14 protein-coding genes are annotated in these 16,779 nt (G+C 66.1%); all 14 read left to right on the top strand.

Annotated elements, in window-relative coordinates; all coding sequences use genetic code 11:
• Nucleotides 1-247 precede the first annotated feature (247 nt).
• The 14 genes from rplJ (at nt 248) to rpoB (ending at nt 16,711) form a co-directional block, all read left to right on the top strand.
• Nucleotides 248-793 (top strand): 50S ribosomal protein L10, encoded by a 546-nt coding sequence (rplJ, locus tag FHU38_RS22815; protein ID WP_009152353.1) that lies wholly within the window; start codon nt 248-250, stop codon nt 791-793.
• Nucleotides 794-846: 53 nt separating this feature from the next.
• Nucleotides 847-1,239: a 50S ribosomal protein L7/L12 gene (rplL, locus tag FHU38_RS22810; protein ID WP_167174999.1), complete on the top strand. Its 393-nt coding sequence runs from the start codon at nt 847-849 to the stop codon at nt 1,237-1,239.
• A gap of 231 nt (nt 1,240-1,470) precedes the next feature.
• The gene (locus tag FHU38_RS22805) at nt 1,471-2,616 is read left to right on the top strand and encodes an ABC transporter ATP-binding protein (protein WP_167174996.1); all 1,146 of its coding nucleotides are present in this window, start codon (nt 1,471-1,473) and stop codon (nt 2,614-2,616) included.
• Nucleotides 2,613-3,407 (top strand): MlaE family ABC transporter permease, encoded by a 795-nt coding sequence (locus FHU38_RS22800; RefSeq protein WP_167174993.1) that lies wholly within the window; start codon nt 2,613-2,615, stop codon nt 3,405-3,407. Before FHU38_RS22805 ends, FHU38_RS22800 begins: the two co-directional genes overlap by 4 nt.
• Before the next feature lie 4 nt (nt 3,408-3,411).
• On the top strand, nt 3,412-4,251 hold the full coding sequence (locus FHU38_RS22795) for an MlaE family ABC transporter permease (protein ID WP_167174990.1): 840 nt from the start codon (nt 3,412-3,414) through the stop codon (nt 4,249-4,251).
• The gene (locus FHU38_RS22790) at nt 4,248-5,591 is read left to right on the top strand and encodes an MCE family protein (RefSeq protein ID WP_167174987.1); all 1,344 of its coding nucleotides are present in this window, start codon (nt 4,248-4,250) and stop codon (nt 5,589-5,591) included. Before FHU38_RS22795 ends, FHU38_RS22790 begins: the two co-directional genes overlap by 4 nt.
• Nucleotides 5,588-6,619, top strand: a complete 1,032-nt coding sequence (locus FHU38_RS22785) for an MCE family protein (protein WP_167174984.1) — start codon at nt 5,588-5,590, stop codon at nt 6,617-6,619. Before FHU38_RS22790 ends, FHU38_RS22785 begins: the two co-directional genes overlap by 4 nt.
• Entirely contained in the window at nt 6,616-7,602 is a 987-nt protein-coding gene (locus FHU38_RS22780) for an MCE family protein (RefSeq protein ID WP_167174981.1), read from the top strand. The genes FHU38_RS22785 and FHU38_RS22780 overlap by 4 nt, the downstream gene beginning before the upstream one ends.
• A complete protein-coding gene (locus tag FHU38_RS22775; RefSeq protein WP_167174978.1) occupies nt 7,599-8,783 on the top strand; it encodes an MCE family protein in 1,185 nt (394 codons plus the stop codon). Before FHU38_RS22780 ends, FHU38_RS22775 begins: the two co-directional genes overlap by 4 nt.
• Complete coding sequence (locus FHU38_RS22770) at nt 8,780-9,982, top strand: MCE family protein (protein ID WP_167174973.1); 1,203 nt, start codon at nt 8,780-8,782, stop codon at nt 9,980-9,982. The genes FHU38_RS22775 and FHU38_RS22770 overlap by 4 nt, the downstream gene beginning before the upstream one ends.
• Nucleotides 9,982-11,241, top strand: a complete 1,260-nt coding sequence (locus FHU38_RS22765; RefSeq protein ID WP_167174970.1) for an MCE family protein — start codon at nt 9,982-9,984, stop codon at nt 11,239-11,241. The genes FHU38_RS22770 and FHU38_RS22765 overlap by 1 nt, the downstream gene beginning before the upstream one ends.
• Nucleotides 11,242-11,277: 36 nt before the next feature.
• Nucleotides 11,278-11,955, top strand: a complete 678-nt coding sequence (locus tag FHU38_RS22760; protein WP_208415791.1) for a hypothetical protein — start codon at nt 11,278-11,280, stop codon at nt 11,953-11,955.
• Nucleotides 11,956-12,000: 45 nt separating this feature from the next.
• Nucleotides 12,001-12,912: a nuclear transport factor 2 family protein gene (locus tag FHU38_RS22755; RefSeq protein ID WP_167174967.1), complete on the top strand. Its 912-nt coding sequence runs from the start codon at nt 12,001-12,003 to the stop codon at nt 12,910-12,912.
• Nucleotides 12,913-13,219: 307 nt separating this feature from the next.
• A complete protein-coding gene (rpoB, locus tag FHU38_RS22750) occupies nt 13,220-16,711 on the top strand; it encodes a DNA-directed RNA polymerase subunit beta (protein WP_167174963.1) in 3,492 nt (1,163 codons plus the stop codon).
• Nucleotides 16,712-16,779 lie beyond the last annotated feature (68 nt).

The raw sequence follows: 16,779 nt of genomic DNA, 5'->3' as shown, positions 1-16,779 counted from the left end.
GGAGCGGGTGGGGGTTGGTGGTCACGTATGCTGGTTTGCGGTTCTACCGAAGACCGCTGGTCTTTCTCGCGCCGACGCGCGAGGAACGAAGGTCCCGCAGACGACGGGCGGCCCGCGCAGGAGGACGAGGCACGTACGCGGCCCAGACCGCGTTCTCACGACGCCCCGCGCCTGCTGCGCAGGGGCGTTTCGTCGTATTGGGGGTCCGAACCGCCGGCGGTCGCCAACGCCAAGAGAGGAGGCGACCATGGCGAAGCCCGACAAGGTGGCGGCCGTCGCCGAGATCGCGGACCGGTTCCGCAACAGCTCGGCAACGGTTGTCACCGAGTACACCGGCCTCTCCGTGTCACAGCTCAGCGAGCTGCGCCGCGCTCTCGGCAACACCGCCAAGTACCGGGTCGCGAAGAACACCCTCGTCAAGCGTGCCGCGGAGGACGCTGGCATCGAGGGTCTCGACGAGCTCTTCATCGGTCCCACCGCCATCGCCTTCGTGGAGGGTGAGCCGGTCGAGGCCGCGAAGGCACTCAAGAACTTCGCGAAGGACCACAACGCCCTCGTCATCAAGGGCGGCTACATGGACGGCAGGCCGCTCACGGTCGCCGAGATCGAGCGACTCGCCGATCTGGAAAGCCGTGAGGTGCTGCTCGCCAAGGCCGCTGGCGCGATGAAGGCGAAGCTGTCCCAGGCCGCTGCGCTGTTCCAGGCTCCGGCGTCCCAGGTCGCGCGCCTGGCTGCCGCGCTGGAGGACAAGCGCAAGTCCGAGGGTGGCGAAGGCGAAGCTGCCGAGAGCTGACATTCAGACACACCAATCCCCGATCTGGGCCCGATCAAGGAAGGAACGCCACCATGGCGAAGCTGAGCACCGACGAGCTGCTTGACGCGTTCAAGGAGCTGACCCTGCTCGAACTGTCCGAATTCGTCAAGAAGTTCGAGGAGACCTTCGACGTCACCGCCGCCGCTCCTGCGGCCGTTGTCGCCGCCCCCGGTGGCGCCGGTGAGGGCGCGGCACCCGCCGAGGAGGAGCAGGACGAGTTCGACGTCATCCTCGAGGGTGCGGGCGACAAGAAGATCCAGGTCATCAAGGTCGTTCGCGAGATCGTCTCCGGCCTCGGTCTGAAGGAGGCCAAGGAGATGGTCGAGGGCGCGCCGAAGCCGCTGCTGGAGAAGGTCGACAAGGAGGCGGCGGACGCCGCCAAGGAGAAGCTCGAGGCGGCGGGCGCGAGCGTCTCCGTCAAGTGAGCTGAGCGCCACCAGCGCGACCGCGAGGGCGGGCACCGGGGAATGATCATCCCGGTGCCCGCCCTTTTCGTGTGTCACCCACGTGCGTTACCTTGCTCCACGGTCGACGCTGCTCGATGCGGTGTCCACCATTTTTTGAACTGGCGAGTAACCTGTGCGCCCTCAACTCGTTGCATGTGGTTGACGCAGGGCTTCGGGGCATACCGCCGCGAATGAGCTCCGGGAGGTGCGATGGGTGCCGAGGTGGTCATCGAAGGTTTGACCAAATCCTTCGGTAAGCAGGCCATCTGGCGGGATGTCACGTTGACGCTGCCGCCTGGCGAAGTCTCGGTGATGCTCGGTCCTTCGGGTACGGGCAAATCGGTCTTCCTGAAGTCGATGATCGGGCTGTTGAAGCCCGATCGGGGAAAGTGCGTCATCAACGGCGTCGACATCGTGAAATGCTCCGAGCACAAGCTCTACGAGATCCGGAAACTGTTCGGGGTGCTGTTCCAGGACGGCGCGTTGTTCGGTTCCATGAACCTCTACGACAACGTCGCCTTCCCACTTCGTGAGCACACCAAGAAATCCGAGACCGAGATCCGCAAGATCGTTCTCGAGAAGCTCGAAATGACCGGCTTGTCCGGAACCGAAAAGAAGCTTCCGGGTGAGATCTCCGGCGGTATGCGCAAGCGGGCCGGTCTGGCGCGGGCGTTGGTGCTCGATCCGGAGATCATCCTGTGTGACGAGCCGGACTCCGGCCTCGACCCGGTACGCACGGCCTACATCTCGCAGCTGCTCGTCGACCTGAACTCCCAGATCGACGCCACGATCCTCATCGTCACCCACAACATCAACGTGGCACGGACCGTGCCCGACAACATCGGCATGCTCTACCGCAAGGAGCTGGTGATGTTCGGGCCCCGTGAGGTGCTGCTGACCAGCGACGAGCCCGCGGTCGAGCAGTTCCTCAACGGCAGCAGGCTCGGGCCCATCGGCATGAGCGAGGAGAAGGACTCCGCGCAGATGGCCAGGGAGCAGGCCCACGTCGACGCCGGTCACCACGACGGCTCCACCGAGGACATGCGCGGCATCGTGCCGCAGTTGCAGCCGACGCCCGGCCTGCCCGAACGCAAGGCCGTGCGCCGTCGCAAGGACCGTGTCATGCAGATTCTGCACACCCTGCCGCCCGCGGCGCAGGAGGCCATCCTGCAGTCGCTCACCCCGGAGGACAGGTTGCGCTACGGGGTGCAGCCCGGCCACTACGTCGGCGCTCACCGCGGCCAGTTACCCACAGAGGCGGTCGCGCAGGTGCCTCGCTCCGGCTGGCGCGACCCACAGCCGAGGGTGGATGATCCCACCCGGCGACGGCCAGGGCACCAGCAGGGACGCTCATGACCTCACCGGCCTCGGCGGCCAGGGTCCCCGGTGCTGGCATGTTGCGAGAGACCGGCAAGCTGTTCGCACTCGGCCTCGACGTCGCACGGGGGATCTTCCAGCGGCCTTTCCAGTTGCGGGAGTTCATCCAGCAGTCCTGGTTCATAGCCAGCGTCACGATCTTGCCGACGGCACTCGTCGCCATCCCGTTCGGCGCGGTCATCTCGTTGCAGTTCGGTTCGCTGGCCAAGCAGCTCGGCGCGCAGTCCTACACCGGTGCGGGGAGCGTGCTTGCCACCGTGCAGCAGGCGAGCCCGCTGGTGACCGCGTTGCTCGTCGCGGGCGCGGGTGGCTCCGCCATCTGTGCCGACATCGGAGCGCGCACGATCCGCGAGGAGATCGACGCCATGGAGGTGCTCGGCGTCTCCGCGGTGCAACGGCTCGTGGTACCCAGGGTGCTCGCCGCGATGCTCGTGGCCATGCTGCTAAATGGCATGGTCAGCGTGATCGGCGTGCTCGGTGGCTACTTCTTCAACGTGGTGTTGCAGGACGGCACACCCGGCGCCTACCTTGCGAGCTTCTCAGCGCTGGCCCAGCTGCCCGACCTGTGGGTCGGCGAGATCAAAGCCCTCATCTTCGGCTTCATCGCCGCGGTGGTCGCGGCCTACCGCGGGCTGAATCCTCCGCCGGGACCAAAGGGGGTCGGCGACGCGGTGAACCAGTCGGTCGTCATCACGTTCCTGCTGCTCTTCGTGGTCAACTTCGTGATCACGCTGATCTACCTCCAGATCGTTCCTGCGAAGTTGGACTAGCACGATGCCTTCCCTGTCACAGCACGCGAAGAAGATCGCCAACCGGCCACTGGAGGTCCTCGACGACCTCGGCGATCAGATGTCGTTCTACCTGCGCGCCGTCGCGTGGGCGCCGAGGACGATCCGGCGCTACACCAAGGAAGTGCTGCGCCTGCTCGCCGAGGTGAGTTTCGGGTCCGGCTCGCTGGCAGTCATCGGCGGCACCGTCGGCGTGATGGTCGGACTGACCCTGTTCACCGGTGTGCTGGTGGGCCTGCAGGGTTTCTCCGCGTTGAACTCGATCGGAACGTCGGCGTTCACGGGGTTCTTGACGTCTTTCTTCAACACTCGCGAGATCGCGCCGCTGGTCGCTGGGCTCGCGCTTTCGGCCACCGTTGGCGCGGGCTTCACCGCACAGCTCGGCGCGATGCGGATCTCGGAGGAGATCGACGCGCTGGAGGTCATGGGTGTGCCTAGCCTGCCCTACCTTGTCACAACCCGCATCATCGCCGGCTTCGTCGCGGTGATTCCGCTGTACGTCGTCGGTCTGCTGAGCTCCTACCTCGCCTCCCGAACGGTGGTCGTCTACCTGTACGACCAGTCGGCAGGCACCTACGACCACTACTTCGATATGTTCTTGCCGCCTGAGGACGTCTTCTACTCATTCGTCAAGGTCCTGATCTTCAGCGTGTTGATCATCTTGACGCACTGCTACTACGGTTATCGCGCCAGCGGTGGGCCCGCAGGGGTGGGTGTCGCCGTCGGCCGTGCCGTGCGGCTTTCCATCGTCACGGTCGCGATCGTCAACTTCTTCATCGGTTTCGCGATCTGGGGAACCGACACCACCGTGAGGATCGCAGGATGAGCGCCGCACTGGTCACCCTTCGGCGGAGGCTGCTCGGGCTGCTGCTGGTCGCCGTGCTCGTCGGCGGGGTCGCGCTCAGCATCGCCTTGTACAACAAGAGCTTCTCGAAGTTCGTCACGGTGACACTCGAGGCGGACACGATCGGCAACCAACTGGCGGTCAACTCCGACGTCAAGGTTCGCGGGCTCATCGTTGGCAGCGTCGCCGATATCACGCCGACCCAAACGGGTGCGGTGCTCACCTTGCGACTCGACCCGCAACATGCCCACCTGGTACCGACCAATGTCACGGCCCGGTTTCTGCCGAAGACGCTGTTCGGCGAGCGCTTCGTGTCGCTGCAGTTGCCGGAGGAACCCTCTCCGCAGGCTCTTCGCGACGGCGATGTGATCCCGCAGGACCGCACCAGCAGCGCCATCGAGCTCGACCAGGCGTTGGAAAGCCTGATGCCGGTGCTGCGAGCGGTGCAACCGCAGAAGCTGTCGAGCACGCTGGCCGCCATCTCCACCGCGTTGGAGGGCAGGGGCAAACCGTTGGGCGAGACGCTGGCACAACTCGGCGACTACGTCGGCGAGCTGAACCCGCACCTGCCCCGGCTGCAGGAGAACCTGCGTCAGCTCGCGCGGTTCTCCGACAATCTTTCCGACGCCGCGCCAGATCTGGTGCGAGTGCTGGAGAACTTCTCGGTGACCAGCCGCACCGTCGTCGAGCAGCAACACAAGCTGAGCAACCTCTACACCACCCTCGGCACCGCGTCGGTGGATCTGGAGAGTTTCCTCTCCGCCAACGCGGACAACCTGATCAGCCTTGGCGAGACGGCGCGGCCGACAGCCGAGTTGCTCGCCAAATACGCGCCGGAGTACCCGTGCTTCCTCGGGCAGATGAGTGATCTCGTTCCCCGGATCGACAAGGCGTTCGGCAAGGGCACCAACAAGCCAGGTCTGCACGCCACAATCGAGATCACGACCAACCGAGGTCCCTACAAACCGGGTCAGGACGAGCCCGAGTACAACGACAAGCGGGGCCCACGCTGCTACGACATGAAGGAATTCCCGCAACCCTTCCCACAACATCCGCCGGACGGACCGCTACAGGACGGCAGCACCACACCGCCCGCGGCTCGTACCCAGAGCGAGGGGCTCAACCCGGCCAACAACAACGCCAACGCGGGTGGCTACGGCGGCACAACCGCCAGCTCCAATCCCGTCAACAGTGTGGCTGAGCACGCGCTGCTCTCTCACCTCATCGGGCCCGCTGTCGGGCTGAGTCCGTCCGATGTGCCCGGTTGGGGTGCGCTTCTGGTGGGCCCGCTGTACCGGGGAGCGGAGGTGACCGTGCGATGAGGGGAATCGCCGCACCTTTGACGAAGCTGAGCATTTTCGTCGTGGTCACCATCGTGTTCACCGCCATGCTGGGGCTGAGCATCGCCAACCTCAACCTGTCGGACACCAAGACCTACACCGCGCGCTTCACGGACGCGACGATGCTGATCGAGGGTGACGACGTGCGCATCGCCGGTGTCCGGGTCGGCCAGGTCGCCGACGTCCGGATCGTCGACCGCAGGCAGGCCGAGGTGGAGTTCGAGGTCGATCAGAACCGCAGGCTGCCAGCGGGAGTCACCGCCACGATCAAGTTCCGCAACCTCGTCGGCCAGCGTTACGTCGCACTGGAGCGAGGCACCGGCGAGCCTGGCGGCTACCTCGAGCCGGGCGGCAACATCCCCATCGAACGCACCCGCCCGGCCCTTGACCTGACCGAGTTGTTCAACGGCTTCAAACCGCTGTTCCGCGCACTGTCACCGGAGGACGTGAACAAGCTGTCCTACGAGATCATCCAGGTGTTGCAGGGCGAGGGCGGCACGGTTGAGAACCTGCTCGCTCACACGGCATCGCTCACCACGACGATCGCCGAGAAGGACCAGGTCATCGGTCAGGTCATCGACAACCTGAACTCCGTGTTGCAGACCCTGAACGAGCACACGCCGCAACTGTCGGACCTCGTGGCCAGGCTGCAGCAGTTCGTCTCCGGGTTGGCGAGCGACCGGGAACCCATCGGCGATGCCATCGAATCGCTCGGTGAGCTGAGTGACACCACGGCCGGGCTGTTGCGGGAAGCGAGGCAGCCGCTGAAGCAGGACATCCAGGCGCTGGGCACGTTGGTGGGCAACCTCAACGACTCCGAACCGCTCGTCGAACACTTCATCCAGTTCCTGCCGGAGAAGGTCACCAGGATGAGCGCGACCGCCGACTACGGCTCCTGGTTCAACTTCTACCTCTGCGAGGCCAACGGCAACGTGGGAGTGCCCGGCGTTGTGAACGAACCGGTCCACCTCCCGGTCATGCCTGCGAGCAGGGAGCGGTGCCTGTCATGACCAGCTTCTCCAAGCGCAACCCCATTCCCATCGCGGTGGTGGGAATCGTGCTGATGATCCTCGGCACGCTGGCCGCTCTCAACTCAGACGACCTGCCGATCATCGGCGGAGGCACCACCTACCGTGCGCACTTCAGCGAGGCCGCGGGCCTGCAGACCGACGACGAGGTGCGTATCGCCGGCGTCAAGGTCGGCAAGGTGACCGATGTCGAGCTCGACGGCGACCGGGTGCTCGTCTCGTTCAAGGTCTCCGATGCCTGGCTCGGCGACCGAACCGCGGCGACCATCAAGATCAAGACGCTGCTCGGGCAGAAGTACCTCGCACTCGACCCGGTCGGTGACCGGCCGCTGGATCCCAGCGACACCATCCCGAGGGAGCGCACGACCGCGCCGTACGACGTGCTCGAGGCGTTCCGCGGGCTTTCGGAGACCGTCGACGAGATCGACACCGACCAGCTCTCGCAAAGCTTCGACGTGCTGTCGCAGACCTTCGCCGACACCCCGGACGACGTGCGCGGTGCGCTGAACGGGCTCTCGCGACTCTCCGACACCATCGCCACCCGCGACCGGCAGTTGGCGAATCTGCTCGCCAACACCCGGCAGGTGAGCCAGACGCTCGCCGACCGTGACGCGGAACTGCGCAAGCTGCTCGAGGACGGCAACGAACTGCTCGAGGAGCTTTCCGCCCGGGAACAGGCCATCAGCGCGCTGTTGACGGGCAGCAGGCAACTCGCCGCCGAACTGCGTGGGCTTGTCGACGACAACAACGAGCAACTTGAACCCGTTATGGCCAAACTCGACCGGCTCACCAACATGCTGCAGCGCAACCAGGAGTCGCTTTCCGAGGGCATCAAGCGCTTCGCGCCGTTCATCCGGGTGTTCAACAACACCATCAGCAGCGGCCGCTGGTTCGACAACTACATCTGCGGAATGCTGCTGCCCTCGCTGGGGCCACTGAACGAAGAGGGGTGTAACGCACGATGACCGACACCCGCTTCGGAAGGCAGCTCACGCGCGGAATCGTCATCGCGTGCGTGCTCGGGCTCGTCGTCGCGGGCGCGCTGTGGTGGACGCTCAAGGACGCCGGACGCAAGCATGCCGTCGCCTACTTTCCCGCCGCGATCGGCCTCTACGTGGGCAACAGCGTGCGCGTTCTCGGTGTGGAGATGGGAGAGGTAACCGGTATCCAGCCGCTCGGTGACCGGGTCAGGGTGGAGCTGGCCTACGACCGGGACGTCGCCGTCCCCGCCGACGCGCAGGCCGCGATCGTGGCACCCTCGCTGGTCTCCGACCGCTACGTGCAGCTCGCCCCCGCCCACACCGGCGGTCCGCAACTGGAGGACGGGGCCGTCATCCCGATGGATCGCACGGCGGTGCCACTGGAGATCGACGAACTCAGCGACAGCCTCAGCCGCGTTTCGGAGTCGCTGGGGCCCAACGGAGCCAACGCCGACGGGTCGCTCTCCGACCTGCTCAACACACTGTCGGACAACATGGAGGGCAACGGCACCCAGCTCAACGACACGATCACCAAGCTGGGCCAGGCCGCGCGCAGCCTCTCTGGCAACTCCGGCGACCTTTTCGCGACCGTTGACAACCTCGCCAAGTTGTCAACCACGCTCGCCGAGAGCGACGAGGAGGTCCGCCGGTTCGAATCACAGCTGGCCGACGTCAGCTCGTTCTTGTCGGGGGAGCGGGAGAACCTGGCGGCGACCGTGCGGGAGCTGGGCACCACACTGCAGGCAGTGCGGGGCTTCATCGAGGACAACCACGGCCGGGTTCGATCCAATGTGGACAAGCTGGCGGGGATCACCAGGGTGCTCGTCGACCAGCGTGCCGCACTCGCCGAGACGCTCGACATCGCACCGCTGGCACTGAGCAACCTGGCCAACACCTACAACGCGTCCTCAGGAACGCTGGACGCGAGGGCGAACCTCAACGAACTGACCCAACCTCCCGTCGTGATGATCTGCAACTTCCTCAAGCAGACACCGGAAGAACTCGACGCGCTCGGCGAGCTGTGCGGGCAACTGGCGCCGGTGCTCGACGGAGCCCTGCCGCTGCCCTCGCTGGCCCAGTCAGTCAATGCCCTGAACAACGGCGAGCTGCCCGACCTGCCGCTGCCGGTCCTCGGCCAGCTAAACGCCTCAGGGGGTGGCCAGTGAACCGCAGCCGTGTGAAGGTCGCAGCCGTCGTGTGCGCGGGCGTGTTGGCGGGGGGCTGCTCCGTCCCCGGTTTCTCCGGCATCTACGACGTTCCGTTGCCGGGCGGCGCCGACGTGGGGAACGATCCCTACACGGTCAAGGTGCAGTTCCGCGACGTGCTGGACCTGGTGCCGCAGGCGGGGGTGCGTGTCAACGAGGTACCGGTAGGCAGGGTCGAGAACGTCGGCCTCGCAGCGGACGGCTGGACCGCCGAGGTCACGGTGCTGGTCAACGGTGACGTCGAGCTGCCGGCCAACGCGATCGCGAACCTGCGCCAGTCGAGCCTGCTCGGTGAGAAGTACGTCGAGCTGACCGCGCCACCCGAGGCCGCGGCACAGGCCGAACTCAGTGACGGCGACGTGATCCCGGTGACGCGCACCAACCGCAGCGTCGAGGTGGAGGAGGTGCTCGGCGCGCTGTCCATGCTGCTCAATGGCGGCGGTGTCGAGCAGTTGAACACCATCACAAAGGAGCTGAACAACGCCCTGGATGGCAACGAGGCCGACGTCAAGGCCCTGCTGCGCAACACTGACGAGCTGGTCAGTGCACTCGACGAGCAGTCGGCCGACATCACTCGCGCGCTGGACGGGTTGAACCGGCTTTCCTCGACGCTGAACGGCCAGCGCGACCAGATCGTGGGAGCGATCGACGACCTCGGTCCGGGGCTCGAAGTGCTGGAGCGGCAGCGCGGCCAGCTGGTCACGATGTTGCGGGCGTTGGACGAACTGTCCGTGGTCGCGGTCGATACGGTCAACGCGAGCCAGGAGGATCTGGTCGCCAACCTGGAGGCGTTGCTGCCGACCCTGCGCAAGCTCGGCGAGGCCGGGTCCGACCTGCCGAAGGCGCTGGAGGTGATGCTCACCTACCCGTTCAGCGACGCGGCGGTGGAGGGCGCCAAGGGCGATTACTTCAACCTCTACGCCGACATCGACCTCAACCTGCAGGAAATCCTCGCCAACCTCAGCCGCAGCAGGCAGAACCCGCTGCAGGACGTGCCGATCCTCGGCGGTCTCACCAGCGGGCAGGACGGCTCCGGTGACGGTCCGCCGCCGCTGCCGCTGCCCGGCGAGGGAGGCAACAACACCGGCGACGACCAGCGCCAGGACGAGTCGACGGGCCTCGGCGGGCTCTTCGACCTCTTTTCCGGAGGTGCCGGCTGATGCTGTTGCGCAGGACGAAAATCCAGCTGGTGGCCTTCCTGGTCATCTCGGTGCTGGCGATCGGGTACGCGCTGGTGCGGTTCACCGACGTCGAGAAGACCTTCGGCACCGGCGGCTACACGGTGCGGTTGCAGCTCGCCGAGTCGGGAGGCATCTTCACCGGCGCCGAGGTGACCTACCGCGGCTACAACATCGGCAAGGTCGGCAGGCTGAGTCTCACCGAAACCGGGCTGCAGGCCGAACTCAACATCGAGGGCGACGCGCCGAAGGTGCCCAGTGACCTGCATGCCGTGGTGGCGAACCGGTCGGCTGTCGGGGAGCAGTACGTCGACCTACGCCCGGTGACCGACCGTGGACCGTTCCTGCGGGACGGTTCGGTGATATCGGTGGAGCGTGCCGACACGCCGGTGCCCACCGAGCAGGTCATCGCCGACCTCGACAGTCTGGCCGCCTCCGTACCCACGGACGCGCTGCGAACAGTGGTCGACGAGTCCTACAACGCCTTCCGTGGCACCGGCGATGATCTGCAGGTGCTGATGGACACCACGCGCGAGTTCACCACGGTCGCGCAGCAGCACCTGCCGCAGACGGTGCAGCTGCTCGACGCGGGCACGACGGTGTTGACGACGCAGAACGAGATGGCATCCTCGATGCGCTCGTTCAGCAGGGACCTCAAGGACCTGTCGGCGACACTGCGCGACTCCGACGGCGAGCTGCGCGAGTTGATCGACATAACGCCGAAGGTGTCTGGGCAGGTCAGCCAGGTACTGGCCGAGTCGGGCCCTGGCCTTTCCACGCTTGTGGCCAACCTGTTGACCACCTCGAACCTGGCGGTCACTCGGCTCGACGGGTTGGAGCAGGCGTTCGTGACCTACCCGGTCGTCGCGGCAGGGGCGTACACGGTCACCCCCGGCGACGGCACCGCGCACCTCGGCTTGGCGCTGAACCTGTTCAACCCGCCGACCTGCACCAAGGGCTACCTGCCGCCGGAGCAGTACCGACCCGGCAGCGAAACCGCGCCGAGGGAGCCCAAACAGGACGCGTACTGCGCCGAACCACCAGGCAGCCCGATCGCGGTGCGCGGGTCGCAGAACGCGCCCTACCACGGCGTTCCGCAGAAGCCGAGCGAGCAGCAGGTGGAAGCCAACTCCCACCGCGACGAGGAGGAGCTGGCCTCGCTGCGCGGCTTGCCGGGCATCGCGGGTGGTCCTGGCCTCGACATCACGAGTCTGTCGCAGCTGGCCGGGCTGCCGGGCTGACAGCCACATCACACCGCATACCTACTCTGGAGCGCTATGAGTTCGGACGAGCAGCGGCGGACGCGGGCGAACGAGGCCGCCGACGCCGAGGAGACCGCGGAAGCCACCGACACCGGGGCTGACCAGGTCACCGACGCGGAACCGGAGGTGGAGGGCGCCTCCGAGGAGCGGGCGGGGCGGTCGAGTGCCGGACCACCGAAGTGGCTCGTCGCCGCCAGCGCCGCGTTCGCAGTCGCCGCCTTCGTGGTGGCGGCGGTGTTCGGGGTCATGTGGTGGGTCGCGTCAGGCAGCGACGACGCCGAGATCGCGGGTGCGAGGGAGGACGTCGTGCGTGCGGCGGGCAACGCGGTAACGGCGTTGACCGAGCTGGACTACGAGAACCCCGACGCCTACTTCGAGCGGCAGAAGACGCTCGCGACGGACGAGCTGCGCAAGATGATCGAGCAGTCGGAGAAGAGCTACCGCGACGCCATCGCCAAGGCAAAGACGAAGGTTGTCTCGACGGTTCAGGACGTCGCCGTGGAAGAGCTCAACGTGCACGAGGGCAAGGCGAGCGCACTGGCCACGGTGAATCTCGACGTGACGCAGGGCGACAAGCAGAGCGCCAAGGCGCTGCGGCTGGAGCTGCAGTTGACCCGCGTCGACGAGAACGGCGAGCAGGTCTGGAAGCTGGCCAACATGGGCGAGGTACCGGTGGTCGGACCCGGGCAGTGAGTCCCTCGCTCAGCAAACCAACGCGTTAGCAGTCAGGAGTCAGTCGTGCCATCACCCCGTCGCCGACTCGACGGTGTACCGACACCGGCGCGCCGTCCCCGTGTCGCCGGTCTGCGCAGGCCGGAGGCCCCCGAAGGGCGGCACGAAACCGAGCAGGTCGAAGCCCCGAAGGAACCGAGGTCAGGGAAGGCGGACGCGGAGCGGGAGCCAGACAGCGGGCAGCGTGCCACCGAGCGATCCCGCCCGAGCCCGCGCCGCAAGACCAGGGACGCTGGCAGGGCCAAGCCCGCCGCGGAGGAGGAAGTGACCACCGCGGAGGTCGATGGCGACCCGCTGACGTCGGCGCGACCGGAGGGCGAGTCTTCGAAGCGACCGCCGCGCCGGTTCGGTTACGCCGCGGTGGCCTTGTTGTTGGTGGTCGGTCTGGTGTTCTCCGGTCTGGCCGTGTTGTTCAAGTTCCGGCACGGGGAGGTCGCTTCAGCCACCGACAACACCGCGCTGGTGGACGTGGCGACGACGGCGCAGGTCAAGCAGGCGATGAGCGAGGCGGCCGAGTCGCTGTTCTCAGTGGACTTCAACGACCTGAACAAGACCCAGCGTGCCGCCGACAGGCTGCTGGTCAACGACGAGGTCAAACGCAAGTACGACGCGCTGATGGGCCAGGTGCGCGAGATCGCGCCCAAGCAGAAGATGGTCGTCACCGTCAAGGCAACTCGGAGCGCGGTGGTGCAGCTCGACGGTGACCGCGCGAAGGTCATGGTGTACATCGACCAGACGGCGACGAGGACAGACAATAACCAGACCTCCGCGGGCGGCGCCGCGATGTGGCTGACGACCGAGCGTCGTGACGGTGAGTGGAAGGTCGTCAACATGGACACCTACGGCGGTGACCAGGCGGCTCCGAGTCAACAGCCCGCGCCGTCATCGCAGGCAGGGCAGCCCCAAGGCGGTAACTGACACTGCGCCAACCGGCGGGTAACCCCACCTGGGCGCTTGACTCAGCGTCTTCAGGGGTTCACGCTTACAGGCAACGGCACGCCTTGCGGGAGGCGAGCCAGGAGACAGGCCGTCGAGGCTGGGCACCCATCGGGTAGGCCCCCTCGACAAGCGGCGTCTTCCGGGCTAGACTGCTTCTTTGCGCTGCCCACTTTCAGGCTGCCCTAATGCGGTAGCTAGTATGGTCGGCAACACCGCACCTTGACAGTACGCGTTGGTAGTTGCTAACGCGGCTGCTCAACCAGCTATGTCCCCGGAAGGACGCATCTTGGCAGTCTCTCCCGCGAACCAGGCCACTGCTGCGACCAACTCTATTCGACAGTCAACGGGTATTCCAGGAGCACCGAAGCGGGTCTCTTTCGGGAAGATCCGCGAGCCGCTCGGCACTCCGAACCTGCTTGACGTGCAGATCCGGTCCTTCGAATGGTTCACCGGCTCGGAGGCGTGGTACGAGCGCGCCGTCAACGAGGGCGAGGAGAACCCGGTCGGCGGCCTCGAGGAGGTCCTCAACGAGATCTCCCCGATCGAAGACTTTTCCGGCTCGATGTCACTGTCCTTCTCCGATCCGCGCTTCGACGAGGTGAAGGCCTCCGTCGAGGAGTGCAAGGACAAGGACATGACGTACGCGGCGCCGCTGTTCGTCACGGCCGAGTTCGTCAACAACAACACCGGTGAGATCAAGAGCCAGACGGTCTTCATGGGTGACTTCCCCGTGATGACCGACAAGGGCACGTTCATCATCAACGGCACCGAGCGCGTCGTGGTGTCGCAGATCGTGCGCTCACCGGGCGTGTACTTCGACCAGACCGTGGACAAGACCACGGACAAGGACGTCTTCAGCGTCAAGATCATCCCCAGTCGCGGTGCGTGGCTGGAGTTCGACGTCGACAAGCGTGACACCGTCGGTGTCCGGATCGACCGCAAGCGCCGCCAGCCGGTCACCGTGCTGCTGAAGGCGCTCGGCTGGACCACCGAAGCGATCCGGGAGCGGTTCTCCTTCTCCGAGACTCTGCTGGCGACGTTGGAGAAGGACCACACGGCGGGTACCGACGAGGCGCTGCTCGACATCTACCGCAAGCTGCGACCTGGCGAGCCTCCCACGAAGGAGAGCGCGCAGACGCTGCTGGAGAACCTCTTCTTCAAGGAGAAGCGCTACGACCTCGCCAAGGTCGGCCGGTACAAGATCAACAAGAAGCTGGGGCTCGATCTGCCCTACGAAACCGGCACGCTCACCGAAGAGGACATCGTTACCACCATCGAGTACCTGGTCCGGTTGCACGCGGGCGAGGAGACGATGCGGGTCGGTGAGAACGAGGTCCCTGTCGAGACCGACGACATCGACCACTTCGGTAACCGCAGGCTGCGCACCGTGGGCGAGCTGATCCAGAACCAGATCCGCGTCGGCCTCTCCCGCATGGAGCGCGTGGTGCGCGAGCGCATGACCACGCAGGACGTGGAGGCGATCACGCCGCAAACGCTGATCAACATCCGTCCGGTGGTGGCCGCGATCAAGGAGTTCTTCGGAACCTCCCAGCTGTCGCAGTTCATGGACCAGAACAACCCGCTTTCGGGCCTGACCCACAAGCGCCGCCTCAACGCGCTGGGCCCTGGCGGTCTGTCCCGTGAGCGGGCGGGCATGGACGTCCGCGACGTGCACCCCAGCCACTACGGCCGCATGTGCCCGATCGAGACACCGGAAGGCCCGAACATCGGCCTCATCGGGTCGCTGTGCTCCTACGGGCGGGTCAACCCGTTCGGCTTCATCGAGACCCCGTACCGCAAGGTCGTCGAGGGCAGGGTCACCGACCAGATCGACTACCTGACCGCCGACGAGGAGGACCGCTTCGTCAAGGCACAGGCCAACGCGCCGCTCACGACGGAGGGGTACTTCGCCGAGGACATGGTGCTCGGTAGGCGAAAGGGCGGCGAGGTCGAGCTGATCGACCCGCTCGAGATCGACTACATGGACGTGTCGCCGCGCCAGATGGTGTCGGTGGCCACGGCGATGATCCCGTTCCTCGAGCACGACGACGCCAACCGCGCGCTGATGGGTGCCAACATGCAGCGGCAGGCCGTTCCGCTGCTGCGTAACGAGGCGCCGCTGGTCGGAACCGGCGTGGAGCTCACCGCGGCGGTCGACGCCGGTGACGTGCTCGTTGCCGAGCAGGCAGGCGTGGTTGAGGAGCTGTCCGCCGACATGATCACGATCATGCACGACGACGGCACCAGGAAGAGCTACGGGCTCTACAAGTTCCGTCGCACCAACGCGGGCACCTGCTTCAACCACCGGCCGGTCGTGTCCGAAGGAGATCGGGTCGAGCAGGGCCAGGTCATCGCCGACGGTCCGTCGACCGACGACGGCGAGATGGCGCTCGGCAAGAACCTGCTCGTCGCGGTGATGCCGTGGGAGGGCCACAACTACGAGGACGCCATCGTCATCTCGCAGCGACTGGTCCAGGACGACGTGCTCACCTCGATCCACATCGAGGAACACGAGATCGACGCGCGCGACACCAAGCTGGGTGCCGAGGAGATCACCAGGGACATCCCCAACGTCTCCGAGGACGTGCTCGCCGACCTCGACGAGCGGGGCATCATCCGGATCGGCGCCGAGGTCCGCGACGGCGACATCCTGGTCGGGAAGGTCACGCCGAAGGGCGAGACGGAGCTGACCCCGGAGGAGCGGCTGCTTCGCGCGATCTTCGGTGAGAAGGCCCGCGAGGTTCGCGACACCTCACTGAAGGTGCCGCACGGCGAGACCGGCAAGGTCATCGGCATCCGGGTGTTCTCTCGAGAGGACGACGACGAGCTGCCCCCCGGCGTCAACGAGCTGGTCCGCGTCTACGTCGCGAAGAAGAGCAAGATCCAGGACGGTGACAAGCTCGCGGGTAGGCACGGCAACAAGGGTGTCATCGGCAAGATCCTGCCGGTGGAGGACATGCCGTTCCTCGAGGACGGCACCCCGGTCGACATCGTGCTGAACACCCACGGCGTGCCGCGAAGGATGAACATCGGGCAGATCCTCGAGCTCCACCTCGGATGGTTGGCCTCCCAGGGCTGGAAGATCGAGGGCAACCCGGGGTGGGCCGCGAACCTCTCTGACGACCTGCGCGACGTCGAGCCGGGCACCAACACCGCGACCCCGGTGTTCGACGGTGCTAAGGAGGAGGAGCTCATGGGGCTGCTCTCCTGCACCAAGCCCAACCGCGACGGCGACCGGCTGGTGCAGTCGGACGGCAAGGCGACCCTGCTCGACGGCAGGACCGGCGAGCCGTTCCCGTACCCGGTGGCGGTCGGCTACATGTACATCCTGAAGCTGCACCACATGGTGGACGACAAGATCCACGCGCGTTCCACCGGACCGTACTCCATGATCACCCAGCAGCCGCTCGGCGGTAAGGCACAGTTCGGTGGCCAGCGCTTCGGTGAGATGGAGTGCTGGGCGATGCAGGCTTACGGCGCTGCGTACACGCTGCAGGAACTGCTCACCATCAAGTCCGACGACGTGCTCGGCCGGGTGAAGGTCTACGAGGCCATCGTCAAGGGCGAGAACATGCCTTCGCCTGGTATCCCGGAGTCGTTCAAGGTGCTGCTCAAGGAACTGCAGTCGCTGTGCCTGAATGTCGAGGTGCTCTCCAGCGACGGGGCCGCGATCGAAATGCGCGACTCCGACGACGAGGACCTCGAGCGTGCCGCCGCCAACCTCGGCATCAACCTGTCCCGTAACGAGTCGCCCTCGGTGGACGACGTCGTGCAATGACCCAGCCGCCTGGCGGGGGTGTGCCTCCCGCGTACCCCCGCCAGGTAGCCCAACCCCTCTAGCCGAAT

This window comes from Saccharomonospora amisosensis (assembly GCF_011761185.1).
Lineage (GTDB): Bacteria > Actinomycetota > Actinomycetes > Mycobacteriales > Pseudonocardiaceae > Saccharomonospora_A > Saccharomonospora_A amisosensis.
Note: the sequence above shows the minus strand (reverse complement) of the source record. Positions and strands in the feature narration are given on the sequence as shown.

Coding starts and splice junctions, on each gene's coding strand:
- FHU38_RS22775 (WP_167174978.1), top strand. CDS start 7,599: ATGACCGACACCCGCTTCGGAAGGCAGCTCACGCGCGGAATCGTCATC.
- FHU38_RS22805 (WP_167174996.1), top strand. CDS start 1,471: ATGGGTGCCGAGGTGGTCATCGAAGGTTTGACCAAATCCTTCGGTAAG.
- FHU38_RS22780 (WP_167174981.1), top strand. CDS start 6,616: ATGACCAGCTTCTCCAAGCGCAACCCCATTCCCATCGCGGTGGTGGGA.
- FHU38_RS22800 (WP_167174993.1), top strand. CDS start 2,613: ATGACCTCACCGGCCTCGGCGGCCAGGGTCCCCGGTGCTGGCATGTTG.
- FHU38_RS22795 (WP_167174990.1), top strand. CDS start 3,412: ATGCCTTCCCTGTCACAGCACGCGAAGAAGATCGCCAACCGGCCACTG.
- FHU38_RS22760 (WP_208415791.1), top strand. CDS start 11,278: ATGAGTTCGGACGAGCAGCGGCGGACGCGGGCGAACGAGGCCGCCGAC.
- FHU38_RS22785 (WP_167174984.1), top strand. CDS start 5,588: ATGAGGGGAATCGCCGCACCTTTGACGAAGCTGAGCATTTTCGTCGTG.
- rplL (WP_167174999.1), top strand. CDS start 847: ATGGCGAAGCTGAGCACCGACGAGCTGCTTGACGCGTTCAAGGAGCTG.
- FHU38_RS22765 (WP_167174970.1), top strand. CDS start 9,982: ATGCTGTTGCGCAGGACGAAAATCCAGCTGGTGGCCTTCCTGGTCATC.
- rplJ (WP_009152353.1), top strand. CDS start 248: ATGGCGAAGCCCGACAAGGTGGCGGCCGTCGCCGAGATCGCGGACCGG.
- FHU38_RS22790 (WP_167174987.1), top strand. CDS start 4,248: ATGAGCGCCGCACTGGTCACCCTTCGGCGGAGGCTGCTCGGGCTGCTG.